The organism is Methylocapsa sp. S129 (assembly GCF_009765995.1).
Lineage (GTDB): Bacteria > Pseudomonadota > Alphaproteobacteria > Rhizobiales > Beijerinckiaceae > Roseiarcus.
The window spans coordinates 987,113-1,011,203 of record NZ_LMUI01000011.1 but is presented as its reverse complement, the minus strand read 5'-3'; the positions used below and the strand labels follow the sequence as shown (position 1 = coordinate 1,011,203).

19 protein-coding genes are annotated in these 24,091 nt (G+C 60.9%); 7 read left to right on the top strand and 12 right to left on the bottom strand.

The features are described from left to right. Nucleotides 1-33: 33 nt before the first annotated feature. The 3 genes from GSQ90_RS07205 to GSQ90_RS07195 are packed head-to-tail and all read left to right on the top strand — an operon-like array spanning nucleotide 34 to nucleotide 3,057. Nucleotides 34-1,476 (top strand): FAD-binding oxidoreductase, encoded by a 1,443-nt coding sequence (locus GSQ90_RS07205; RefSeq protein WP_158814073.1) that lies wholly within the window; start codon nucleotides 34-36, stop codon nucleotides 1,474-1,476. A gap of 10 nt (nucleotides 1,477-1,486) precedes the next feature. Continuing rightward, nucleotides 1,487-2,314, top strand: a complete 828-nt coding sequence (locus tag GSQ90_RS07200) for a FadR/GntR family transcriptional regulator (protein WP_158814072.1) — start codon at nucleotides 1,487-1,489, stop codon at nucleotides 2,312-2,314. Beyond that, the gene (locus GSQ90_RS07195; protein ID WP_158814071.1) at nucleotides 2,314-3,057 is read left to right on the top strand and encodes an SDR family oxidoreductase; all 744 of its coding nucleotides are present in this window, start codon (nucleotides 2,314-2,316) and stop codon (nucleotides 3,055-3,057) included. The genes GSQ90_RS07200 and GSQ90_RS07195 overlap by 1 nt, the downstream gene beginning before the upstream one ends. 63 nt (nucleotides 3,058-3,120) lie before the next feature. Here GSQ90_RS07195 and GSQ90_RS07190 read toward each other — a convergent pair whose 3' ends face one another. Further along, a complete protein-coding gene (locus GSQ90_RS07190) occupies nucleotides 3,121-4,014 on the bottom strand; it encodes an NAD(P)-dependent oxidoreductase (RefSeq protein ID WP_174247456.1) in 894 nt (297 codons plus the stop codon). Between the two features lie 353 nt (nucleotides 4,015-4,367). On the opposite strand from GSQ90_RS07190, the gene GSQ90_RS07185 reads away from it, so the two are divergent. After that, entirely contained in the window at nucleotides 4,368-5,351 is a 984-nt protein-coding gene (locus tag GSQ90_RS07185) for an aldo/keto reductase (protein ID WP_158814069.1), read from the top strand. Between the two features lie 40 nt (nucleotides 5,352-5,391). On the opposite strand, the gene GSQ90_RS07180 is transcribed toward GSQ90_RS07185, so the two are convergent. From GSQ90_RS07180 to rfbC, 6 genes are read right to left on the bottom strand one after another with little or no spacing between them, the layout of a single operon-like run. Continuing rightward, nucleotides 5,392-6,294, bottom strand: a complete 903-nt coding sequence (locus GSQ90_RS07180; RefSeq protein ID WP_158814068.1) for a hypothetical protein — start codon at nucleotides 6,292-6,294, stop codon at nucleotides 5,392-5,394. A gap of 9 nt (nucleotides 6,295-6,303) precedes the next feature. Next, the gene (locus tag GSQ90_RS07175) at nucleotides 6,304-7,533 is read right to left on the bottom strand and encodes a hypothetical protein (protein WP_158814067.1); all 1,230 of its coding nucleotides are present in this window, start codon (nucleotides 7,531-7,533) and stop codon (nucleotides 6,304-6,306) included. After that, the gene (rfbA, locus tag GSQ90_RS07170; protein ID WP_158814066.1) at nucleotides 7,517-8,440 is read right to left on the bottom strand and encodes a glucose-1-phosphate thymidylyltransferase RfbA; all 924 of its coding nucleotides are present in this window, start codon (nucleotides 8,438-8,440) and stop codon (nucleotides 7,517-7,519) included. Before rfbA ends, GSQ90_RS07175 begins: the two co-directional genes overlap by 17 nt. Further along, nucleotides 8,437-9,360 carry a dTDP-4-dehydrorhamnose reductase gene (rfbD, locus tag GSQ90_RS07165; RefSeq protein WP_246731440.1) on the bottom strand — a complete coding sequence of 308 codons (924 nt, stop codon included), beginning with the start codon at nucleotides 9,358-9,360 and terminating at the stop codon, nucleotides 8,437-8,439. The genes rfbA and rfbD overlap by 4 nt, the downstream gene beginning before the upstream one ends. A 1-nt stretch (nucleotide 9,361) precedes the next feature. Continuing rightward, nucleotides 9,362-10,417 carry a dTDP-glucose 4,6-dehydratase gene (gene rfbB, locus GSQ90_RS07160; RefSeq protein WP_158814064.1) on the bottom strand — a complete coding sequence of 352 codons (1,056 nt, stop codon included), beginning with the start codon at nucleotides 10,415-10,417 and terminating at the stop codon, nucleotides 9,362-9,364. Beyond that, nucleotides 10,414-11,028 (bottom strand): dTDP-4-dehydrorhamnose 3,5-epimerase, encoded by a 615-nt coding sequence (gene rfbC, locus GSQ90_RS07155; protein WP_158814063.1) that lies wholly within the window; start codon nucleotides 11,026-11,028, stop codon nucleotides 10,414-10,416. Before rfbC ends, rfbB begins: the two co-directional genes overlap by 4 nt. 382 nt (nucleotides 11,029-11,410) lie before the next feature. On the opposite strand from rfbC, the gene GSQ90_RS07150 reads away from it, so the two are divergent. Continuing rightward, a complete protein-coding gene (locus GSQ90_RS07150; protein ID WP_158814062.1) occupies nucleotides 11,411-12,073 on the top strand; it encodes a class I SAM-dependent methyltransferase in 663 nt (220 codons plus the stop codon). A 185-nt stretch (nucleotides 12,074-12,258) separates the two neighbouring features. Next, nucleotides 12,259-13,383 carry a hypothetical protein gene (locus GSQ90_RS07145; RefSeq protein WP_158814061.1) on the top strand — a complete coding sequence of 375 codons (1,125 nt, stop codon included), beginning with the start codon at nucleotides 12,259-12,261 and terminating at the stop codon, nucleotides 13,381-13,383. Here the strand turns inward: GSQ90_RS07145 and GSQ90_RS07140 are convergent. The 5 genes from GSQ90_RS07140 to GSQ90_RS07120 all read right to left on the bottom strand — a co-directional run bounded on the left by GSQ90_RS07140 (nucleotide 13,319) and on the right by GSQ90_RS07120 (nucleotide 22,410). Then, entirely contained in the window at nucleotides 13,319-14,830 is a 1,512-nt protein-coding gene (locus GSQ90_RS07140) for a hypothetical protein (RefSeq protein ID WP_158814060.1), read from the bottom strand. The two genes, GSQ90_RS07145 and GSQ90_RS07140, sit on opposite strands and share 65 nt — an antisense overlap. 168 nt (nucleotides 14,831-14,998) lie before the next feature. After that, entirely contained in the window at nucleotides 14,999-17,083 is a 2,085-nt protein-coding gene (locus GSQ90_RS07135) for a tetratricopeptide repeat protein (protein ID WP_210254839.1), read from the bottom strand. 76 nt (nucleotides 17,084-17,159) lie between these two features. Next, the gene (locus GSQ90_RS07130) at nucleotides 17,160-18,566 is read right to left on the bottom strand and encodes an HlyD family type I secretion periplasmic adaptor subunit (protein ID WP_246731438.1); all 1,407 of its coding nucleotides are present in this window, start codon (nucleotides 18,564-18,566) and stop codon (nucleotides 17,160-17,162) included. Continuing rightward, nucleotides 18,556-20,805, bottom strand: a complete 2,250-nt coding sequence (locus tag GSQ90_RS07125; protein WP_158814057.1) for a peptidase domain-containing ABC transporter — start codon at nucleotides 20,803-20,805, stop codon at nucleotides 18,556-18,558. Before GSQ90_RS07125 ends, GSQ90_RS07130 begins: the two co-directional genes overlap by 11 nt. 267 nt (nucleotides 20,806-21,072) lie before the next feature. After that, nucleotides 21,073-22,410 (bottom strand): calcium-binding protein, encoded by a 1,338-nt coding sequence (locus tag GSQ90_RS07120; protein WP_158814056.1) that lies wholly within the window; start codon nucleotides 22,408-22,410, stop codon nucleotides 21,073-21,075. A gap of 893 nt (nucleotides 22,411-23,303) precedes the next feature. Between GSQ90_RS07120 and GSQ90_RS07115 the strand changes: the two genes are divergently transcribed. Beyond that, nucleotides 23,304-24,023, top strand: a complete 720-nt coding sequence (locus GSQ90_RS07115; protein ID WP_158814055.1) for a hypothetical protein — start codon at nucleotides 23,304-23,306, stop codon at nucleotides 24,021-24,023. Nucleotides 24,024-24,091: the final 68 nt, after the last annotated feature.

The following is a 24,091-nucleotide window of genomic DNA, read 5'->3' as shown; positions in this document are numbered from 1 at the left end:
ACGGCCCCCTCTGGCTTGGTGGGAAGTAGCGAAATGAACGTCGTCTCCGGCCTTCGCAGCCGCGCTCTCGAATTTCTCGCCGATGGCCTGTCGCACGACATGCTGATCGACGATGTGCAAGATATGGCGCGCTTCAGCCGCGACTGGTCGGGCGACCATTTCGCCGTTCCCATGGCGGTCGCGCGGCCACGCTCGGCGCAGGAGCTGTCGACCTTGATGCAGCGCTGCTACGCCAAGGGCATCCGGGCGGCGCCGCAGGGCGGCCTGACTGGCCTCGTGGCGGGCGCCGTCGCAGCGCCCGACCGCCGCGAGATCGTCGTCAGCCTGGAGCGCATGGCGCGCGTGCGTTCGGTGAACCCGATCGATTTTGCGATGATCGTCGAGGCGGGCTGCGTGCTGGAGACCGCCAAGCGGGCCGCCGAAGCCCAGCAGTGTTTCCTGCCTATCACGTTCGGCGCCCAGGGCTCCTGCCATGTCGGCGGCAACGTCGCCACCAATGCGGGCGGTTTCAACGTGCTTCGCTATGGCATGACGCGCGATCTCGTGCTGGGCCTCGAAGTCGTGCTCGCCGATGGCCGCATCTGGGACGGCCTGCGCACTCTGCGCAAAGACAATCGGGGCTACGATCTCAAGCAATTGTTCATTGGCTCCGAGGGCACGCTTGGAATCATCACAGCCATTGCGTTCAAGCTTTTCCCCAAACCGACCCAGATCGAGACCGCATGGATCGGGTTGCGCTCGGTTGAAGACGCTATGGCTTTTTACGCCAAGGCGCGACGCTCATGCAGCGACCTCTTGTCTGCGTTTGAACTGATCCTGCGCGACGGGCTTGAGGTGGCCTTGCGCGCACGCCCCGATCTGCCCGATCCGCTGGCCGGCGTCTATCCGGTTTATGTGCTGATGGAATTGTCGGCGAGCGGCAGCGTCGATCTGGCGGGCATGATGGAGAGCGCCCTCGCCGACGCGGGCGACGCGATCGCCGATGGCGTGATCGCCAAGAGCCTCGCCCAGACCGAACGGATGTGGCTGTATCGCGAGATTATGGTGGAGGCGCAGGGCAATGGCGGTCGTTATTTGCGCACCGACGTGTCGATCCCGATTTCGACGCTGGCCGATTTTCTGACCGAGGCTTTGGCGAAGCTTGGCTCGGCGCTGCCGCACGCCAAACCTGTCGCCTACGGCCACGTCGGCGATGGCAATATCCATCTCAATGTGGCGCCGCCTCTCGACTTCGCCGCCGAGCAGATGGAACCGCTGTTTCATGAGGCGGAAGCGATCATCTTCGCCGCCGTCGACCGGTTCGGCGGCAGCATCAGCGCCGAGCATGGCATCGGCCGGTTAAAACAGAAAGCCTTCCTCGCGCGTCTTGACGATGTGTCGCTCGATCTTGCAAATCAGTTGAAGAAAGCCCTCGATCCGCGCAGTATTTTGGGTATGGGTCGTATCCTGCCCGATGATTCTAACCCTCCCCTGTAAAGGCGAACCCATGATCTTGAAGCTCGACAAGGTCAACCGCGGGCCGCACCTTCCAACTCTGGTGGCGAGTTCGATCTCGCGGGAGATCGCTCAAGGCCGGTTGAAACCGGGGGCGCAACTGCCCACCGAACAAGCCCTCTCTCAAACCTTTGGCGTGAGCCGCAATGTCGTGCGCGAAGCGATCGCCCGGTTGCGGTCGGAGGGCCGCGTATGGTCACGCCAAGGTCGCGGCGCCTTTGTCTCCGAGGAATCGAACTCGACAGTTCTGACCATCGACTATGACGGAACGCGCGCCGCTGACGCTTTCCGCGACTTGTTCGAATTGCGCGGCATTCTGGAAGTGCAAGCCGTCGCTTTGGCCGCGACGCGACGCACAGCCGATGACCTGGAGTCGATGCAAGAGGCCCACGAGGCGATGGCGGCCGCTCCCTATGGCAGCATCGCCTGGCTCAAGGCCGATCTGGGCGTGCACCGCGCCATCGCCGCCGCGACAGGCAATGGCTATATGGTGCAATTCATCGGCTTTGTATCCGAGCGTGTCCGCGAAAGCATTCTGGCTGCCGGCAATCAACACAAGTCGGACGAAATGGCGAAGGCGACGCTCAGCGAACATGAGCGCATCCTCGCCGCTGTCGAAGCTGGCGACAGCGCGCTGGCTCAGGAAGCGATGCGCATCCATCTGCTGGGCGCCGCCGAACGCGTCGGTCTGAACGAGGAATCGGCAAAATCGCGCCGCGTCCGCACTGCCGCGCCGCCGCCCAAAATATCGGAAAAGAAGAACAAACGCCCCGCGCCGAAACGCCGGGCGAAAACAACTCTCAACGCGGGCAGAATGTGATGACGGGACGGTTAAGCGGAAAGATCGTTGTCGTAACCGCGGCGGGTCAAGGCATCGGGCGGGCCGCGGCTCTAGCTTGCGCGAAAGCGGGCGCCGCCGTGATCGCCACGGATCTCGACTCTGAAAAGCTCAAGACGCTGGCGGGCGTCGAAGGCGTGTCGACACAGCGGCTCGACGTGATGGACGGCGACGCCATCAAGGCTTTCGTGAAATCCATTTCGGCGCCAAACGCTTTGTTCAATTGCGCCGGTTTCGTGCATAACGGCACGATCCTCGAATGCGACGAAGACGCCTTTTCCTTCTCGGTCGATCTGAATGTTCGCGCGATGTATCGCATGATGCGCGCGTTTCTGCCGGGCATGCTCGCCAATGGCGGTGGGTCCATTGTCAATATGGCCTCAGTCGCGTCGACGATCATCGCGGCTCCGAACCGCTTCGTCTATGGCGCCACCAAGGCCGCAGTGATCGGCATGACCAAATCTGTCGCCGCCGACTTCGTGACGAAGAACATCCGCGCCAATGCGATCTGCCCCGGCACGATCGAAAGCCCGTCGCTGCATGATCGCATGCGCGCCCAGGGCGACTATGACGCGGCGCGGGCCAGCTTTGTGGCGCGTCAGCCGATGGGTCGGTTAGGCACGCCCGAGGAAGTCGCCAATCTAGTCGTGTTCCTCGCCAGCGACGATTCGTCCTTGATCACCGGCACGGCGATCGCCGTCGACGGCGGCTGGACGAACACCTGAGCAGACCCCACTTACCCAAAGGCGCAAAGCGTTCTGCGAGGCAAAGACCTTGTGCACTCGCTGTCAACTCAGCTTGACGCCGTTCAGCCCGGCGATCACGTCCGACAACGCCGGAACGAACTTCTCGCCCTGACCTGCGCCGACCGCCGCGGCGAAAGAATTGCGGACCGCGGCGCTGACCGGATTGGCGGCGCCGCTCGCGGCGGCGAAACTCGTGAGATAGGATAAGTCCTTCAGCGCATTGTTCATGGAAAAGCGCTGCGCGTTCTCATCGCGCCGCAGCACATATTCGAAGAACGCCTGATATTGACCGCAATCCATGCGGCCGCCGCGCCATACGCTGTCCATAACCTGGGGCGTGAGGCCAGCTTTCGCGCCCATCATCAGCGCCTCGGAATAAATGGCGGCATAGCCGAGCGAAATGAAATTATTGAGCAGCTTCATCGTATGGCCGCTGCCCGTCGGCCCCGTATGGATCACGCGCCCGGCGAAAGCCTCGAGCACGGGACGCGCCCGCGCGAATGAATCCGCATCCCCGCCCGCCATGACATCGAGCGTCCCGGCGACGGCCTCCTTGGGCGTGCGAGCGAGCGGCGTATCGATCAGGACGATATTGCGTTTCGCCAATTCGGCCGCAAGCTGGACGGTGGACGCAGGATTCGACGTCGAGCAATCCAAAATCAGCAGCGCCTTGTAGGCCGACGCAAGCCCTTCGGCGCCCATCGTCACTTCCTCGACCTGCGGCGAACCGGTCACGCAAAGCACAACGATATCGCTTGATTCGGCGAGCGAGCGCGCGTTGCGCGCTTCCGACGCGCCAAGTCCGACCAGCCTCTCGATCGCATCGCGCTTGCGATGAGCAAGGACCGTCAGCGGCCATCCCTTGCGGATAAGATTCGCCGCCATTCCTTCGCCCATCAGGCCCAGGCCGACGAAGCCAATGCGTTCTCTCATGATTTCCTCCGTTTATCGTTCAAGAGCCGAGACCATGCGGCGCGGGCGGTCGTTGTTTCAAGGAGCCGGCGATCATCCTTCGCCGAAACAGGGGACGACGTGAAAGCCTTGAGGAATTATCGCAATGGCGGGATCATGGACGCGCAAGTGCTGCGGCTGATCGCCTCATTCAGCTCCATTCAATTGTCAGACAACCGGGTTCTCTGATAAGTCTGGCGCCGGCGGACGTCAACCCTCTGAGACTCGCTCGTCGCCAAACGAGACGAGCGACAGGCTTGATAATCAAAAAGCTATGGTTGCAGCAAGTTCGCATAATCGCCAGAAGATGGCGGCAAGCGACAGAACAAGAGGTTGGAATGCGCGTGAAAGAATTTGGCCGCACGGGGCGGCGGGTCAGCGAAATCGGCTTTGGCGCCTGGGCGATTGGCGCAAGTTGGGGTCATGTCGATGAAGACGACGCGATCGCGGCGCTGAACGAGGCTCTCGATCGCGGCGTCACTTTCATCGATACCGCGGACGTCTACGGCGACGGCCTGTCGGAACGGTTGATCGCACGGGCTTTGAAAGGGAGGAGCGGCGCGCGGCCCTTCGTCGCCACAAAAGCCGGCCGACGGCTGCCGACGCAAGAAGTGTCCGGCTATTCCAACGCGAATCTGACGACATGGATCGACCGCAGCCTCAAAAACCTCGCTGTGGATACGCTCGATCTCGTGCAGCTTCACTGCCCGCCGACCGACATTTACTATCACCCCGAGGTTTTCGGCCATCTCGACGATCTCGTGACGCAGGGCAAGATCCGCAGCTATGGCGTCAGCGTCGAGCGTGTCGAGGAAGCTTTGAAGGCTATTGAATATCCGGGCGTGCAGAGCGTTCAGATCATCTTCAATATTTTCCGCCAGCGCCCCGCCGAGACCTTCTTCGAACTGGCCGCGCGCAAGAAGGTTGCTATCATCGCGCGCGTCCCTCTTGCGAGCGGGCTTCTGTCGGGCAAGTTTCGGGCCGACACCCGGTTCGAGGATTCGGACCATCGCCAATTCAACCGTAAGGGCGAAGCCTTCGACGTCGGCGAGACCTTTTCGGGCGTTCCTTATGAGGTGGGCCTCGCCGCCGTCGAGAAAATCCGCCCGCTGGTCGGCGACGCGGCGATGGCGCAATTCGCGCTGCGATGGATTCTGATGTTTGACGCCGTCACGATCGCCATTCCCGGAGCGCGCAACGCCGCTCAGGCGGGATCGAACGCAGAAGCGGCCGCTCTCCCCGCTCTCGCGCCCGAAACAATGGCCGCGCTGAAAACCATCTACGATCGCGACATCAAGCCCTACGTGCATCAGCGTTGGTGAACGCCGGCCGGGGCCGCAATCGCACGCCATTCTCCGGCGGTCATGCGCGACGGACGTCGCGTAGCTCCGGGTTCGCGGCCTGGACCGCCTCCCACAGCGCGCTGTCCGACCCGCGCAACTCGCCCGCCCGCTTCACCACCCACTCTCGCAACTCGCCCTGCGGGAGATTGCGCAGCCGCTTGCTGATCTGCTCCGGCAGGTCTTCCTTCAAGAAAACCGGATGCGCGCACGGAACCGTCGCAAGTTGCGGCATCTCCCAGTGCAAGACGTCCACGTCGCGCATGTATGAATAGCTCCATCCCGGCACGAATTGCTGAATGTCGGCCATCCGATATCCCTCCGCCAGCGCGACCGACGGCACGAAAGCTTCGCAATTCATCCATCTCTGTCGGAGGAACTCCTCGCGCGCCGCCGCCTCGATCGGAACCGCGCGCGCATGCGCGAGACGATGCTCAAGACATCGCAACAACAATCTTCGCGACACGACGACAATCGGAAAGAAACATCCGGCGACGCGGCTGAACCAATACCGTCCCGCGGCGCTCCACATCCAATCGGCGCGTTCAAAGCCGGCATACGGGCCGACGAGATCCCAATCGGCGCTCCCGATCCGCCCCAGGAAATCGTCGATCGAAAAATTGACCTTGGTGTCGTAGTCGATCATCACATAATGCGAATGTTCCGGCCGATCGAGAAAGGCGCAATAGAGCGCATAATCCCCAGCGAACCAGGCCCATTGGCCTGCCGGGTAGAGTTCGAGACCGATCCTTCGCAGTCGCTCGCCGCTGAATTTGAGCGTCGGAACGTCGCTGGAAATGTCGCCGTTCGTCACATCCAGAAGGAGCATGACCTCGCTCTGCCGCGAAAAGCTGCGAAGAGCGCCAAACGCCTTGCTGACATGGGCATTGTAGGCATGGCTTCTGAGGAGAACGAGCGCATCCATTCGGCGCCTCTATATGCAGACGGTCACATAATTGCTGGTCAATTGATAGGAATCCGGCCGCAACATGATGGCGCCGCCCGCCACGCCGTTCTCCCGCATCAAAGACAGGCCCCCATGCCCGCCATCTTCGACGATGGCCTGCTCGTCGACGTCCTCCCTTTGCATGACGAAGGCGAAGTCGACCGCGGCGTTCTCGTCAAGAAACCGCGCAACCGCGGAAATTTTCTCGTGATCCAGGTTGATCGCCTCGTCGGCCGGCGCTACGAGACAATAGCTGCGCTCGGCCCAACCTTTGAACAGGCCGTAGACCGCCGGAAATATTTTTCGGCGCAAGGCGTCCAACATGTCGGCGCTGAGTTCGCCTTTCGCGTAACGGCGTCCGGAAAACAGCGTGTCGACAAAAAGGACCGCGGGATTGTATTTGCGGCACGATCTGAAGTTCATAAAATGCGCCGATTGTGCGAGCGACGCGTGCGCGGGCAGCGCGTTTGCGAGGGCGTCCTTGTCGATATTGGAGCCGCAGAGCCGCGCTTCGGCGATGAGCGCGTCAATGTCCGTTGTGAGCGGCTTGGCCCCCGATTGAGGTTCGATGGTCGTCGAATACCAATCTTCGAACTTGAATCGCCAGATTTCGTCGTTCCGCTCCGAGATCCAGAGGTTTGGCTTGCCCAGACTCTCCGCGTAAATCAAGCCGTGCAGACTCTGCGAGATCACGACTTCGGATTGCAGGGTTTGCTCCAGCGGCAACAGGCTGTCATCGAGAATGTCGATGAATACGAACTCGGGATTGTCGCGAACCGCCTCATAGAGCGGATGTTTGATGGAGCCGTGATGAGGCACGAAAGCGGCGCGAAATTTGATCTTCCGCCTCTCCTCCGGGATGAGATCGCAAACTTCGCGCGCGAATATCCCTGGATCTCCGAGCGGCAAATCGGGAATTGCGATGCCGAGACCTTTCACAAAATCCCGCGTTTTCTTTCCTCGCAACGCGTGAAACGAGCTGTCATGAATGTCGGGCAGCGGCGTGTTCGGATTGAGGACTCCCGCTCCCCATACGCTGCTGTTTTTGTTCGCGAAAAAAAGAATGCTGCCGACGCCCAGGATGTGAGGCAGTTCGGGGCCGACCGAGCGGGTGGGAAGGCCGGTGAGGCCCTCCAGAATATAGGGGGTAATGGCGTCGCCGCTGTTGCGGATGCGGTTCCAGCTTCGATAGCCGATATAATCAGTTGGAGCGAGCATTGGCCATCCGCTTGGCTTGAACGACGAGGTCATCCGCTCTCGGGGCCGCGGCGAGCTGCAGCAGATAGGCCCCGTATTCCGTGCTTTTCATGGACTGGCCGATCGCAGCGAGCCCATCGCGATCAATCCATTCCATCTCGAAGGCGATCTCTTCCGGGCACCCTATCTTCATGCCCTGCCGGTGTTCGATGGTGCGGATGAATTCTCCCGCCTCCATCATCGAATCATGCGTGCCCGTGTCGAGCCAGGCAAACCCGCGGCCGAGCCGCTCCACCCTGAGCTTGCCGCGCCGCATATAGGTGTTGTTAATGTCCGTGATCTCGATCTCGCCGCGCGCCGACGGTTTGACCGCCTTGGCGACGTCGACAACATCATTGTCATAGAAATACATGCCGGTCACCGCCCAGTCCGATTTCGGATATTGCGGCTTCTCCTCGATCGATGTCGCAAAACCGCCCTCATCGAAGGCGACCACGCCGTAGCGATGCGGATCCCTGACGCGATACGCAAAAATGGTGGCGCCATTGTTGCGCCGCGCAATGCCGCGCAAGATCGGCCCGAGCCCGCTGCCGTAGAAGATATTGTCGCCGAGCACGAGCGCCGCGGCCTCACCTGCGAGAAACGCCTCTCCCAGGATGAATGCATCCGCGAGGCCGCGCGGCTCTGTCTGAACGGCATAGCTGAGGTTGATCCCCCAGCGGGCCCCGTCGCCGAGAAGCGCGGTGAATGTCGGCGTGTCGCGCGGCGTCGAAATAACGAGAATATCTCGAATTCCGGCCAACATGAGAACCGACAGCGGATAATAGATCATCGGCTTGTCGTAGACCGGCAAAATCTGCTTGCTGACGGCGAAGGTAAGCGGGAAAAGGCGGGAGCCGGCTCCTCCCGCCAGAATGATGCCCTTCATGACGCTCTTTCCTCTCGCATTGGCGTGGCGAACAATTCATCAAGGCAGCGTTCGAGCCCGTCGCGCCAATCGGGCATGACCACGCCGTGGCGCGCCGCGACAAGCGAACAGTCGAGCCTTGAATCGGCCGGGCGCTGGGCGCGCGTGGGATAGTCCGCGGTCGCGATCGGCTTGACTCGCGCATGCGGGCCTGAACGCACCGCCGAGCCCTCGAAAATGCTGCGCGCAAAACCGCACCATGTCGTCTCGCCGGCCGAGGTCAGGTGGAAGGTTCCATAGAGCGAGGGATCATCGGGAGTGTCCAAAATATTGGCCGCGATCTGCGCCGTCGCCCCGGCGATGTCGGCCGCGAAGCTGGGCGCGCCGCGCTGATCATTGACGACGCCAAGTTCATCGCGGCTTGCGGCGAGGCGGAGCATCGTATTGAGAAAATTGGCGCCGCCAGAACTGCATACCCAGGCCGTCCGCAAAATGATGGCGCGTGAATTGGCCTCCGCGACAGCGGCCTCGCCGGCAAGTTTGGAGCGCCCATAGACGCCGAGCGGTCGCGTTGGGTCGCTCTCGACATAGGGGGCGCCTTTGCTGCCGTCGAAAACATAATCGGTCGAAAAATGGATGATCGGCGCGCCCACCTGGGCGGCGGCCTCCGCCACATAGCCTGCCCCGTCGCGATTGACAGCGAAGGCCGCACCGGAATCATCTTCCGCCTTGTCGACGGCGGTATAGGCGGCCGCATTGATGACGAGCGCCGGCCGAGCCTCGGCGATGGCCCGGCGCACAGCTCCCGCATCGACAAGGTCGCACTCCGGCCGTCCGATGAGAACGACGTCGAACCCCGCCTGCGTCAATGTGCGCCCGAGCGCGGACGCGATCTGCCCGCGCCGGCCCGTAACGACAATGGTCGATGGCGCCGCGCGCAACTCAGGCCGCCACGAGGCCGAGCCGCTGGCGAGCATGCTGATGCAGCGGCCGCCACCAGGCCTCATTGGCGAGAAACCAAATCACCGTCCTCTCAAGACCGGACTCGAAAGTCTCCTCTGCGCGCCAACCGAGTTCGCGTTCGAGCTTGGTGGCGTCTATCGCATAGCGCCGGTCATGACCGGGTCGATCGGCGACAAAGGTAATGAGGCTGCGTCGACGCTGACCGTTCGCGAGCGGCCCCGCATGGCTATCGACGAGATCGCAAATGCGCTCAACGACTTGCAAGTTCGTCCGCTCGTTGCGTCCGCCGACGTTATAGGTCTCCCCCGGACGGCCCTGGGTCAATATTGCAACCAGCGCCTTCACATGATCGTCGACGTACAGCCAATCGCGCACATTCTGGCCATCGCCATAGACCGGGAGGGAATTGCCATGCAACGCATTGACGATGATCAGCGGAATCAACTTCTCTGGAAAGTGAAACGGACCATAATTGTTCGAACAATTCGAGATGAGCGTGGGAAGGCCGTAGGTCTCGCTCCACGCCATCACGATATGGTCGGACGCCGCCTTGCTCGCCGAATAGGGCGAGCGGGGCGCATAAGCGGTCTCCTCGGTGAAGAGGCCCGTCTTGCCAAGAGAACCGTAAACCTCGTCGGTCGACACGTGCAAAAAGCGGAACCTGTCACGCGCTTCGCCAGACAGGCCGTCCCAATAGACGCGCGCCGATTCCAGTAGCGTATGGGCCCCGAGCACATTCGTGCGGATGAATTCCGCCGATCCGGTGATCGACCGGTCGACATGGCTTTCAGCGGCCAGATGCATCACGGCGTTGGGCTGATAGGCGCGAAACGCCTCGTCCATTTTCGAGCGATCGCAAATGTCGGCTTCGACGAACGCATAGTTTGGCCGATCCGCGATGGGCGCGAGCGATGAGAGATTGGCGGCATAGGTCAACTTGTCGACGTTGACGACATTCCAACCCAAATGAGCCACGAGCCATCGGCAAAGCGCCGAACCGATAAATCCCGCGCCGCCAGTGACGATCGCTCTCATCGGCCGAACCCCGCTGCCGCGAGCGACGCCGACGGCTCGATGTCGGGCGGCGCCCACGCGAATGGCGAGGTCAAATCGGCCATGCGCGGCAGCTTCGCATCCTTGTCGGATACGATCGCGCGCGCCGAGGAAACCGGCCAGGAAATTCCGAGCGCCATATCGGCCCAGTAAAGACCGGCGTCATGTTGTGGAGAATAATAATCGGTCGTCTTGTAGAGCACCTCCGTATTCGGCTCAAGCGTGCAGAATCCATGAGCGAAACCTGGCGGAACCCAGAGCTGCCGCCAATTCTCCGCCGAGAGTTCGGCCGTCACATGGCGGCCATATGTCGGCGACCCGCGGCGCAGATCGACCGCCACATCGAGGATCCGCCCGCGCGCCACGCGCACGAGTTTGCCTTGCGCATGAGGCAGCGTCTGGAAATGCAGGCCGCGCACCGTGCCGACCTCAACAGAAAGCGAATGATTGTCTTGAACGAATTCGAGATCGATGCCGTTCCCACGCAACAGCCGGTGGTTGAACACTTCAGAGAAGAAGCCGCGATGATCTCCAAAACGCTTGGGTGCGATAAGTTTCACGTCCGATATGGCGAGTGCCTTGATGTCCAGCATTGAACGGCGATGCTCCAGGATGAAACCCGAGTCGAAAATACGATTGGCGGCTGTTCGTTCGCCGTTGTCTCTCGACGTTCGCGCATTGCATTCTTCGGAAGAATGAGCGGACAAGTCGAGTCGAGAGCGATTGAGAAATTGGCAAAGTCTCGCTATTGAAAATGAAATGTTTCGCCGACCGTTTCAATTTGCATAAAGCGGCGCACGAGGCGCGCGATATTCGCCGGTCGCCACGCTTCCTGCACCGGAAGCCGCCGCGCAGTTCTAGTTGTAGCGCTGACCAAATTTTAAGCCTCTTTACGATCACCCGTTGCTGGGCGTCGAAGAGTCCGCTTGGGTCGAGCGGACTCGGCAGCGGCATGCAACACGTGGAGCGTCCAGGATGAAGCCATTCTTGAAGCCTCTGGATTCGCATGAGCCGGCGACGCAAAGCGGCTCACGCGTGCTCAATGCAGGATCGGGTCCGCGATCCTCACGTCAATTGCATTCCGTCTTCCGCGACAAGACATGGCGCGAAGTCCGTGTCGATATCGATCCGCGGACCGAGCCCGATCTGATAGGTTCGATCACTGACATGAGCGCGTTTGCGCCCGCACGCAGTTTCGACGCGGTCTGGTCGTCACATAGTCTGGAGCATCTCCATGCTCATGAGGTTCCGCTCGCACTATCGGAGTTTCGCAGGGTATTGAAGCCTGACGGCTTCGCCCTGATCACGTCGCCTGACCTTGAGGCCGTCGCGAGCGCTCTCTTGGAGCACGGTCTCGACCATGTCGCCTATATCTCGCCCAGCGGCCCCATCACGCCGCGCGATATGCTTTTCGGCCACGGGGACTCAATCGCACGCGGCAAGCTCTACATGGCGCATAACACAGGGCTCACGAGCGCGTCGCTCGGCAAATTGTTGCTCGACGCCGGCTTTCCCACAGTTCTGGCCAAACGCGAGCGGCTCGACCTTTGGGTCGTCGCGCTGATGGAGAAGGCCGACAAGGTCGGCGTGCAGCGGAGGCTGAAGGCTGCCGGGCTCGACATGTTTGATGATGTTTAGAAACGCCTTTCGTCTCAACGCCTGCCGCCAACTGCCCAAGGGCGTCGCAGAGGCCCGCGCCATAGGCGACAATGGACACGGCGATTGCAGATCGTTGTGGGGGCTTGCGGCCCTGAAATAGTCGCGATCAATAGAGACGATCGCAAAGTTGATCGTTTGTGTTCTCGCTCATCTTCGGAGCGCTCATGCTGATCACCCGTCGCGAATTGCTCGCTCGCTTGCCTCTACTCGCAATTGCGGGGGCGACTGGAGCACCGGCCGCGGAAGAAAAAGCAGATTTTGGCGCGATTCGATGGGACGCTTGGTATCGCAAAGAGGGCGATAGCGTGTTTCCGCAACAGAATCTGGCGCCCGAGCGCTACCGCAATCGCGCCCCGATTAACTGCGCCTACAGCGATGCGGACGGCATGACCTGCAACGGCGCGCAAGCTGTCCTTGACGCCGAAATCGAAGCCGCCGCTCGCGCCGGACTGTCATTTTGGGCCTTCGACTGGTACGCGGCCAATTCCAGCCTCCGGAAGGCATGGGACCTCTACCAATCCTCCGCGCTTCGCAATCAGATCGCATGGTGCCCGATTATTGGACTGGGCGATCTGTCGCCGCCATTGAGTTCGACCTCGGCGTCCGAACGTGAGAACAAGCTCAGAGCCTGGTGCAACTTGATGCAGCAGCCCAATTATTTCAAGGCGCGTATGGGAAGCGCGCGGAGACCGCTCCTGTTCATTTTCTATCGGGAAAACGAATTGAAGACCTATTTTGGCGTCCTCGACGGCCTTCGCGCCGCTCTCGACAATTTTCGGCGCCTCTGCGCCGACGAGGGCGTTGGCAATCCGTATATCGTGCTGTTCGATCCCGCGGTCGACGTCAAACTTTTTACGGGCTCCGGAGCGGACGCCATCAGCAATTATATCGCTGGTTTCAAATCGACGGGGAACCGCAAATATTCCGAGCTTGATCGTCAGGTGAGGGCTTATTGGGCGCGGATGGCCGCCCCGGGCTATCCCTGCGTGCCGATCCTCCAGGTTGGTTGGGATGATCGGCCCAGGCTTGACCACCCTGTGCCGTGGGAGCAGGGAGACGCGAAGCCCGCGGCGAAATCCGATTCCTACTTCGAAATGGCGAGCCCGGAAGAATTTGCAGCCGAGGTTAAGGCCGCCGATCTCTTTATGCGCGACCATCCCACGCAATGTCCCGCAAGAGTTGCGCTGATATATTCCTGGAGTGAGTGCGACGAAGGCGGCTGCATCATGCCCACGCTTGGCGACCAGGACGGAAAGTATCTTCGCGCGCTGGCGCAGACGATTCGCTAGCTTCCAGGCACATTCGGATTCGCCGAGAAACGCCGGCCGCATCCAGGATGCGGTAATTGTTGAACGCGGGTCCGCGATCCGACCCGGTTGGGATATCTTCAATCATCGACGGCTCGACATAGAGCGGTCCCACGCCCAACGCCGCCTGGAATGGTCCGGCCTCGATATCCGTCATTTGGCTTACGGGTCCGTGGACGACGCCTCTCGCAAGAGAGAAGAACGCAATCTTGTGCTGGAGAGTGCCGACGTGAGCGAGATAAGCGTCGATGTCGGACAGACCGACGATCGAGCTGAGTATCGAAGCGCCCAGAAGGTTGCGGGCAATGGCGGCGGCCGGAACATTCTTGAACGCCTCGCGCGCGGCGGCAAATTCCGCCTTGATCCCCGAAGCGTATCGCGCGTCGAGACAAGTCGCCGCCGAGGACGCCGAAACGATCTCCTGCTCCCTGAAAACCCACCCATCGATGACAAATCCGATCTGCGGAAAGTCAGCTCGGAGGTTCTCATATATATGGGTGATCACCTCAGCGAGATTCTCGCAGCGCCTTCCGGCGCCGCGTATCGTCACGGCGATAAGCGGGCGCCGACCGGCGCTTGGATTCGACGCATAACGGCCGTTCGCTGCCTTCAAAATACGCTGTCTTGTCGTCTCGAAGAAAAAATTCGCGCCGATTCTGACGACAAGATCGTTCGTTTCGCGGACGGCGGCGGAGAGCTCACGCCGCGACGAAAATCTGCGCACCCGATCGCCGATTTCCGGATAGAGTTCTTCCACGTTCCCGAAAAACTCGCTGCCGACGATCCAGACCTCATCCAGCCGACCTGCAAGCCCATGGTCAATCAGCAGATCAAGGCCGGCCAGGTGATTGATCATATGATGACCGAAATTCGTCACCATATCGAGCAACCCAATCACCCTACGCGATTTTTCGCGCGCGCCCTCTTCTCTCTCCCGATCGAGCCGCGCAAGCGCCTCGCAAAGGCCGGAATGGATGAGCTGCGCGCGCTTGAGACTCATTTCATAGATGACGAGGCGTAGGGCCGGCACGAACAAATACACAATGCGGCCCGTAAGATCGCAACTCGCCGCCCAGAACGATCGCTCGTCTTGCCCAAATGCGTAGACTAGGGGGATGAACCCATAGGCTCTGCCCTCTTGCGGTTCGAGCGCGGAGGCCGATGAGGCCTCTACGTTGGCGTTAGTCCATGGATCGCGCAGCGCGAAGACTCGGTTGTGAATCGACAGGATCGTGTGCTGGGACGCGAGATATTCTCTGGTCTGGTACCAGGAGCCCATCTTTGGGCAACCCGGCAGGAAGCGCGGCGGCTCGACCACCGGCGTCGGGCACAGAAATATGCTCTCGATCGCCGTCCAGGAGAGCCCTTGCAACTCGAGAGCCTTCCGCGACGCCGCGTCGAAGCGCAGGTAGGTGAAATCTTCAGACATGCCGTTTGCGCGCAAGCCAGCGCCTCATTGTCGGTTGGCGCCATGTCGCGTCAGGAGGCTTCTGCATGGGCTCCCAGCTTTTGCGTCTCTGAGCTGAGACACGAGAATAGTAGCCCGCGCGGGCGACGGCCTCGACGGCAAACCTGCGATCCTGGCCTGAGGCAGGATTCATGGAACTCGCTCGACCCTTGACATGGCCTCCGCCTGATTGAGATGAGATCGGCGAACTGGAGAGGGCGTCGCAGAGGGCGCATCGACGCTGGCGTTTGCCTCGCGCGCAGCCGCCGCTCCGACATCTGGAGTCTCCGGCGGGCGATCATCCGGCTTTGCCTCGCTTGCGATGGCGCTCAGAAAAGCGAGAGCGGCGCGGGATTGTTCCAAACCCTGATCAGCGGCCTTCTTGTGCCAGTGCGCCGCCTTTGCCTTGTCGGCATGGCAACCTTGCCCCTTGGCCAGCATAATTGCGTAATTGTGCTGCGCGACCGCGTGGCCCCCCTCCGCCGCGCGCGCGTACCAAGCCACCGCTTGTTCGAGATCTTTCGCAACGCCCTGCCCGGTCGAATACATCACCGCGAGTTGGAATTGCGAAAGCGCGTGGCCGCTGCCTGCGGCCTTCTCCAGCCAGATGGCCGCGCGCCTCGAATTCTCAGGCGTCCCTCGTCCGTCCTGATGCATCATACCGAGCACGTACTGGGCTTCCGCATGCCCCCCCTCGGCGCTCTTCGTATACCAACCGAGCGCTTCTTCCGGTTTCGCAGGAGCGGAATATTTGCCCGCATAAAGATGCCCCAGTTGCAAAGCGGCAGGCGCGTGCCCGCCCGTCGCCGCGGCTTTCAGCATGATCTCCGCCTCGTGAAGATCGGTCGGCTCGGTCTCGCTCCGCAGATGCAGCAGCGCGAGCGCGGTCTGCGCTTCTGCATCGCCGCTCTGTGCGCCTTTGCGCAGCCAAAGCACCGCGAGGCCTATATCGCGCGGAGCGCCGTCGCCCGTTGCATAAATCTTGCCCAGCCGCACTTGCGAAGCGATCACGCCGCCCTCTGCGGCCGCTCTATGCCATTCGACGGCTTTTGCAAGGTCCTTGGCGACGCCTGCGCCCTTCGAACGATAGATCGCGATATTGTGGGCGGCGGTGGCGTGCCCGCGCTTGGCGGCGCGTTCGAACCATCGCGCCGATTCGCGTAAGTTGAGGGGGACGCCTGCGCCGGTTGCATATATGCGTCCGATAAAGAACTGCGACTGCAGGTCGTCAAGCTCGGCTGCTCGGCGATACCAATCCGCCGACTCGCGAGGATCTTGTTTAACGCTGTCGGCGCGTGCGTAAAATTCCGCGAGGCTAATGATGGCGGGCAGATATTGCAGCTTAGCCGCGCGGCGCAGATAGGTCTCGGCCTTATCCGCGTTCTCAGGCAATCCGTCGCCTCTCAGATGCATCAGGGCCGCATAGTAGAGCCCACGCGGCTCGCCCTGTTCGGCCGCCTCGGCGAAGAGGCGGCCCGCCTTCTCCAGATCGGCCGGTCGGCCGGCGCCCGATTGATAAATGAACGCCAGCGCCACCCGCGCCTTTACGGCGCCTTTCGCGGCGGCCTTCTCGTACCAGTCGGCAGCGAGTTCACAGGAGATGGGGACGCCAAGACCTTGAAAATAGATGTCGCCAAGGCCAAATTCGGCCGACGCAATGTCCTTTTCAGCGGCCAGCTCATACCAACGGCGCGCCTCCGCGAAGTCTTGCGCCAACCCGATCCCATGCCGGCAGAGATCGCCACACGCGGCCTGCGCCTCCGGCTTACCGGCGGATGCGGCGGCGCCGATCCAGCGTGCGGCCTCATCGGCATTCTGCTCGACGGTCACTCCGCAGGGAAAGAACATGTCGCGCGTCCTCTCGGCCGCCCCGCTATCGCGTCTGGACGCGGAGTCGAACCACAGCTTGCGCCCGTCCCCGCCGGAATCGGCGCCGTTGAGATGGATAAGGCCAAGTTGATATTGCGCATCGACATGGCCGGCGTCTGCGGCGCGTCGATACCAGACGACGGCGTCCGGCACACTGCGGATGACCCCCTCGCCGCGCGCATAAAGCCGTCCCAGTAAAAAATTCGCTTCTGCGTCGCCCCGCGCGCTCGCTTTCCTCCAGGCTTCCAACGCGCGAAGAAAATGCCGATTCTTGTGATAAGCGAGGCCGCGCCGGGTCCAGCGCGACGGCGCGACGGATCCATAGCTCGAACCGCCGCGCCTCGAGCTAAAGAAAGAGAGATTCATCGCCACGCCGCGCCTCGAATCCGCAACGTCGCGGCGAGCGCCGGCCAAACTTTGGTCGCTTTTTCTCGACTGCGGATCATGGTTCCCGCATCGCCTCGTTAAGCCCGCGCATCACGCCGCCGAGAAGGTACATAGCGACCGATCGCGTCCCCACTTTCAAGTCGGCTTCCAGCGTCATGCCCGGAATGAGACGGAATTTCGGCGGAACGTTGCGGAAATTCAACCCGTCGGCGCTGCAGCGCGCTTTATAATAGGCTTCGACCGGCTTGCCGTCATCGTCGGTCGTGAACGCGTTGTCGCTGATCCAGCGCACCGTGCCGCTGGCGGTTCCGTGCTCCATATAGTTGAAGGCGGCGATCTTGAGCACGCAACGATCGCCGGGACGGACAAAACCTATCTCCTGTGCCGAAATGAAGACTTCCGCTTCGACAGGAGCGCTGGTCGGCATGAGCGTGAAGAGGGTGTCGCCCTCCTTGAGGACGGATCCGACCGAGAGCCGCGCGATTGTGAGCACGACCGAAGGTTCGCCCGCGGTAAGTCGAACGAGATCCTTATGCTTGGTCGCCTTTTCGAACTGTGAGCGTGCGAGATCGAGACTATTGCGGGTGGCGACAAGGTCTTGGCTCAATTGCGTCGACCATTGTTGCACGAAAGCGGCGCGATCGGCGGTGAGAGAAGCGAGCGTGTGCTGCGCCTCAACCAGACTGCTGTGGTCGAAGTCGAGGCTGCGCGCGAGCTCCATGCGCTGGTCCTGGGAGTTAAGAAGATTGAGTTGGGAGCCCGTGCCGTGCAAAGCGAGGATCGATCGCATATCTTCGATCTTCTGCGCAATATCCTGTCGGTCCCGGAAGTGTGATTCGTCAGCCCCGAACTTGGCCATCGTCGCCTGCGCCTGTGCAATCTTGGCGTCGAAGCTGGCCAGTTGCGCTTTATATTGCGCCATCTGCTGCTCGTAGTAACTCCTCTGCACTTCGCCATAGCGATGCAGTTCGGAATCGGCTCCGGCTTCTGGGAGCGTCAGCGGGCGATCATCGAGCTGCGCCTCATCGCGCGCCGCTTGCGCCTCAAGGCTTGCGACCTGAAGCTGCAATTGCCTCACGTCGGCGGCGGCAAAAGTTGGATCGAGCGCGCCGAGCACCTGCCCTTTGCGCACTTCATCCCCCTCACCCACATCGATGCTCTTGATGATCGACGGATCGAGCGCCTGGAGCACGTTGATTTGCCCGGTCGTGACAATCTTGCCGTCTTTACTCGTCACGACGCGGTCGATCCGTGTGAGCGACATGATGACGATTCCGCACACGAGGAACGCGGTCAGCGTCAGAATGGTGACCCGGGCCCAGCGCGGAACGGGATCCCGCTCGATCGTCGCGGTCTCCGATTCGAACTGGTGAATGACATCGAGCGCCGCCGCATCACGCGCTTCGTCCGCCCTTCCTCCGGGTCGACCCCGCGTTCCGAGTGTGAGCGACCTAACCGACACGGCGCGGCCCATTGTAAGTTTGTTTCTCAACCCGCGTCGACGCGGTCATATGCTGGGTCTGCTGATGCCAGAGATTGCTGTAGATGTCACAACGTTCGAGAAGCTCCTCGTGCCGGCCGAAGTCGTGCACCTCGCCGCGCTCAAGCACGAGAATGGCGTCGGCCGTCACAAGCGACGAAAGACGATGCGATATCACGATCAACGTGCGGCCTTGAGCAATACGTGCGATATTGGCGTTGACGATCGCTTCGCTATCGGCGTCGAGCGCGCTCGTCGCTTCGTCCAGGATCAGAATGCGGGGATCGACGATCAATGCGCGCGCGATGGCGAGACGCTGACGCTGGCCGCCCGACAGATTCGGCGATCCCTCATAGATGATGGTTTCGTAGCCGCGCGGCAGCTTATCGATAAACTCCTCGGCGCCGGCGAGTCTGGCGGCGCGAACAACCTCATCGAAGCTCGCATCGCTCTTGGCGGCGGCTATATTCTCGCGGATCGTTCCGCTGAACAGAAAATTATCTTGCAGGACGACGCCAAGGCTCCGGCGCAGGTGATCGATGTCATATTCACGCACATCGATCCCGTCGATCTTGATCAAGCCTTCATAATTCGAGTGCAGGCGCTGAAGCAGCCGGGTGATCGTCGTCTTGCCTGAGCCGCTTCGGCCCATGATGCCGAGTGTGGCCCCCAAGGGCGCGTCGAACGATACGCCCCGCAGGGCCGGGCTCGACGCACCTTGATATTTGAACGTGACATTGGAGAATTGAACGTGGCCTTCGAGCGGCGTGCGAACGCCGTGGCCGCCACGCCCTTCTTCGGGCGTCTGATTGACGAGTTGAGCGACCACCGCCACTGCGAGACGCGCCTCGTCATATTGATTGACGAGCTTGGCCATCTGCAACAGCGGCCCGGAGACCCGTTGCGAAAGCAGCAAGAATGCGAAAAGCGCGCCGATATAGACCGGGTCGTCCGACGAAAGCGCGAGATAGACGCCGACCGCGAAGGAACCGCTAACGGCGAAACGCTCGAACGGCCGCACCACGGAATGGAGCAGGTTGCCGGCCATGCCTTCGGCGAAGCGCAGTTTGGCGACGCGCGCGGTGTGAACGTCCCAGATATGGCGCTGTCGCGTATCAAGCGCCAGAGACTTGACCGTGCGAATGCCGTGGATCGTCTGAACGAGAAATGCGCCGCGCTGTGACTCCGCGGCCTCGACCGCGTTCGACTTGCGCCTGGTGTAAGGGAGCATTCCGATAATCCAGAGCGACATCGCCGCACAGGAGCCAAGGACGATCAGCGTCATGGTGGTGCTGAAAAAGAACATGATCGGCACGAAGACGAGCATCGTCGTCGAATCGAGAACGGTGCCAAACAATTGGCCCATCAGGAACGTTCGAATGCGCCAGATCTGCTGCGCATCATAGGTGATACGTCCGACCTGCGTTCGTTCGAAAAAGTCGATAGGCAGGTTGAGGATCTTGTCGAACATATATTTCGCGAGCTTGACGTCGACGCGCGTCGTCAGATGCAGAATGAGCAGTTGGCGCAGATAGGCGAACATGGCTTCGAACGCGACGAGCACCGCCATCGCGACGCAGAGGACGGACAGCGTGTTGTAAGCCTTGTAGTAGATGACCTTGTCTGAGAGCAGGCGCCAGAAAATGATCGGCGTCAGAGCCAGAAAACTGAGCACGATCGCGCAAATGGCGATGTCGCGAATGATCCAGCGCTCACGGAACAATAGGGCGAGAACGAAGCCGATGCTGAACGGCTGCGACTCATCGGAGATTTCATAGTTGCGCTTAACGAGGATGGTCTCGCCCGTCCAGACCTCTTCGAAGCGCGGACGATCAATGATGAGCGGCGCATCGTCGCTCGCGTTTGGATCCTGAAGAACGATGCGCGTCTGATCCGCTTCCCCGTCGATCCGGCGCAGCACCATATTCGCGCCATTCTTCAGTCTGACGACGGCCGGCAGAGTCTTCTTGAGTTGGCTCAGCCGGCTCCCGCTAAGCCGCAGCGCGCTCGCCTTGAGCCCCGCCGACCGCGCGCATTTGAGGAGTTGGGAAGCGGAGACCTCTTCTCCGGTGAGGAGATTGTCGCGGATCAATTGGGCGATCGTCAGATGCAAGCCATGATGGCGCGCGACAATGACAAGGCAGGCGAGGCCCGTGGGCTCGACAGGCCCTTCTGGAGCGAATTCCGTCGCGACAGTCGCTGCGCCCGTCGTCAACGACATTGTGCGCCTCGGCATGTTGACGTCAATGCGAAACCCCTCTGAACAGCGTGCGCGCCGCCGTTCGAAATGTGTGACTGACAAGCCGGCGACGGGCGCTGGATTGAGGCCCGTCGCCCTTCGCCGCCATTCTTCGTTCGGGCGCGCGGGCCCCAAGCGGGACCCCTGGAGCCGCGGCGCCAAGCGCCCGTCCTCGCCAGCCCCAGGAATGGCAGAACAATTGGCGCTCGGCGGCTGTGGCGCTCCAGAACCGCCGACGCCACGAAAGGGCTAGATGCTGGTGTGTTGGTGATCGTCGAAGACGATCTCCTGAACGTTGCTGACCGTGAAAGTCTGGCCGGTATCGGAGAAGTGAACCGTCGTAACCCCGCTGGTCGTCGAAATATGGACGGCTGAATTGTCCGCGTGGTTGTCGAAATCGAGCGTGTTCGTTCCCGTTCCGCCGTCGATCGTATCGCTGCCTGTGGCGCCGACGTGGAACGTGTCGTTGCCGGCGCCGCCATCGAGCGTATCGCCGCCGCCCTGTCCGGCGTAGATCGTGTCGGCGCCGGCGCCGCCCGACAGCAATTCGTGGGTTCCCGAGCCGCCGTGCAGCACGTCCGCGCCCGAGCCGCCCGAGAGCGTGTCCCACGCGCCAGTTCCGCCCCACAGCGTATCATTGCCCGAGCCGCCTGAAAGCGATTGATCGGCGCCGCTGCCGGCATGGAGCGCGTCGTTGCCTTTGCCACCCGAGAGCGTGTCAAAAGACCCCGTTCCACCCCACAGCGTATCGCTGCCTGAACCACCCGAAAGCGACTGATAGTCGCCGCTGCCGGCATGGAGCACGTCGTCGCCCTTGCCGCCGGCGAGCGTGTCGGACGTTCCCGTGCCGCCCCAGAGCGTATCGTCGCCCTTGCCGCCTTCCAGCAATTGGAAGTCGCCGGTCCCCGCGTGAAGAACGTCGGCGCCGTTGCCGCCGGCGAGCGTGTCGGAAGACCCGGACCCGCCCCAGAGCGTGTCGGCGCCCTTGCCGCCTTCGAGAAGCTGAAAGTCGCCGGTCCCGGCGTGAAGAACGTCGTCGCCCTTGCCGCCAACGAGCGTGTCGGAAGACCCGGACCCGCCCCAGAGCGTGTCGGCGCCGTTGCCGCCTTCAAGAAGCTGAAAGTCGCCGGTTCCCGCATGCAGCGCGTCCGGGCCGGAGCCCCCGTAAATCGTGTCGGAGCCTGCGCCGGCAAAGACCGTATCTCTGCCGTTGCCCATCTCGACGATGTTGTTGCCCGTCCCATCCAGATTCACGCTGTTGTCGCCGGCGCCGACGACGACGAGCTCGCTACCGGCTCCAGTGACGGTCACAGACGCGTCGGGATCGACGATGACCTGAAGGTTGGGATCGTCATCCGTATTCACCACGATCGATGACGGCGGAACGATGAGGACCTGAGGAAGATTGCCGTTGGCGTCCGCCTGGAAACCGGGATAACCGCCGATCTGCACGCTTACTGGCGGTGAATCGCCAGCGTTGTTGAGGTAGTCGATTATGTTCTGCCTGATTGCTGCATCGAAGCCATCAGTCTGGAGAATACTATCGAGGCTGTTAGCGCCCGTCAGAGGTAGATCGTAAGCAGCCATTTTCGAAATCCCCTCAATTATTTATCGACACATTTATTGACATCAACCAATTTTCTGGATCGATGTTCATAGAAAAATTACGATCGACGTATTGACGAGATGAAAAGTAAATATCAACATTTTTAGTGTTTTATTTCTCTTTCAGCCGGCAACGGACAGATTTATATAGTTAAGTTTTGAAATGCTTTAGCGTAAAGGTCGGAACTCTCACGATTTTTCTGGGACGAGATTCGTTTTATTTTCGACGCCTGAAAAATTCAGCAGCCGATATTTTTTTGCGGCGCATCATTTTCCCGTCAAAAGCTCACAAAGCCGCATTCTCAGGCCGATGGACCTCGTCGGACTGAAATACGGGCGGTTGTCCAACGCCCTTAGAGCGAAATCCTTCGGCGCCGCGGCATGCGATCTCGCGCCTGCGCCGGCTGATAGACGATGCCCGGTGTCCATGACGGCGAACCCGCTCTAAAATTCCACGGGAATTCGGTATTTATTTATGACTCGGCGTCTACGTCTAGAAATATTAATAGCAAAACTAATACAATATTATTTAAATTATACAACAATTATAATTATTAAATCAGCGGAAAAAAGGATTGAGTTAAATTTTTTAAAACTATTGACTTGCTAATCATCGTGAGCATAGAGTTTATAGTGCTGATTTTGGCGAATTAACTGTCCTATGCTGAAACAGATACCCGAGTAAACGCGTTGCGGGGGTCGGTATGGAGAACGCGAGAAAACACAAGATTGTCGAAGTCGAAAAGGGGTTATTTGTTCTTCGTTATGCCTCGGCAGAAGATGAAATTCGACCTCCGAAAGTCATGGTGTCCTCAGAGCCGACATCTGACAGGAATATTCAATTCGTTCTTCATCCCGACAACAATGAGGCGGTGATGTCGCGGCCCGGCGACGGCCTCGTCGTGCGCGCCGCGGCGCCGGGAAGGCTGACAGTTCATGTAAAGCCTCTCGCTGAGAACGGTTCCGTCGCAGCAACGGTCCGGATCGAGCCGCTGACGCAGAGCGTGGCGGCCCGTGAACCACAGATGAAGGCTTCCCCCGAAATTTCGCGAACATCGCGCGACTTACGCGATTTTCGCGTCCTCGCTCATGTCGCGAGCATTGGAGACGTCGCCGCCCGCGCCGAACAATGGCTAGCCGGACCGTCGGCGCCGTCGAGGATCGAAGGGCTCTCGATCGAATGGCCTGGCAAGCCGGACGATCTTGATATCTGCTATTCCGTCAAGACCGCGAGAGCACAGGCCGTGTCTGGACAAATCATGCAGTCCGGGGGGTTCGCGGGCACGCGCGGCAAAGCAGTTCCCCTTGTTGGCGTTATGATGGAAATGTCGGGACCGGGCGCCGCTCATTTTCAATTTGTCGCCGAAGCCATTTTCCTTGGCGCGCCGGCCATGCGCCTAACAGGAAAACGCGTCGTTCTCTCGGGGCCGACTGGGCGTGAGCCGCTTGTCGGTCTCCGACTGAGCGTGCAGGAGCTCGATGTCGAGCGGCCGAGCGAGCCGCGGCTGACCCCGATCCGCCCTGCTCGCGCGTCGAGCCGCGTTCGCGTCTTTCGAAGCAGCGTCCAGCACGATCATCTTGCGGCCTCCTCATAGGGCGGCGGCCGCGCCGACCCCTTGAGATGGCTTCTCTTTCCTGACAGTGACCGTTGCGAGCTTCGAAC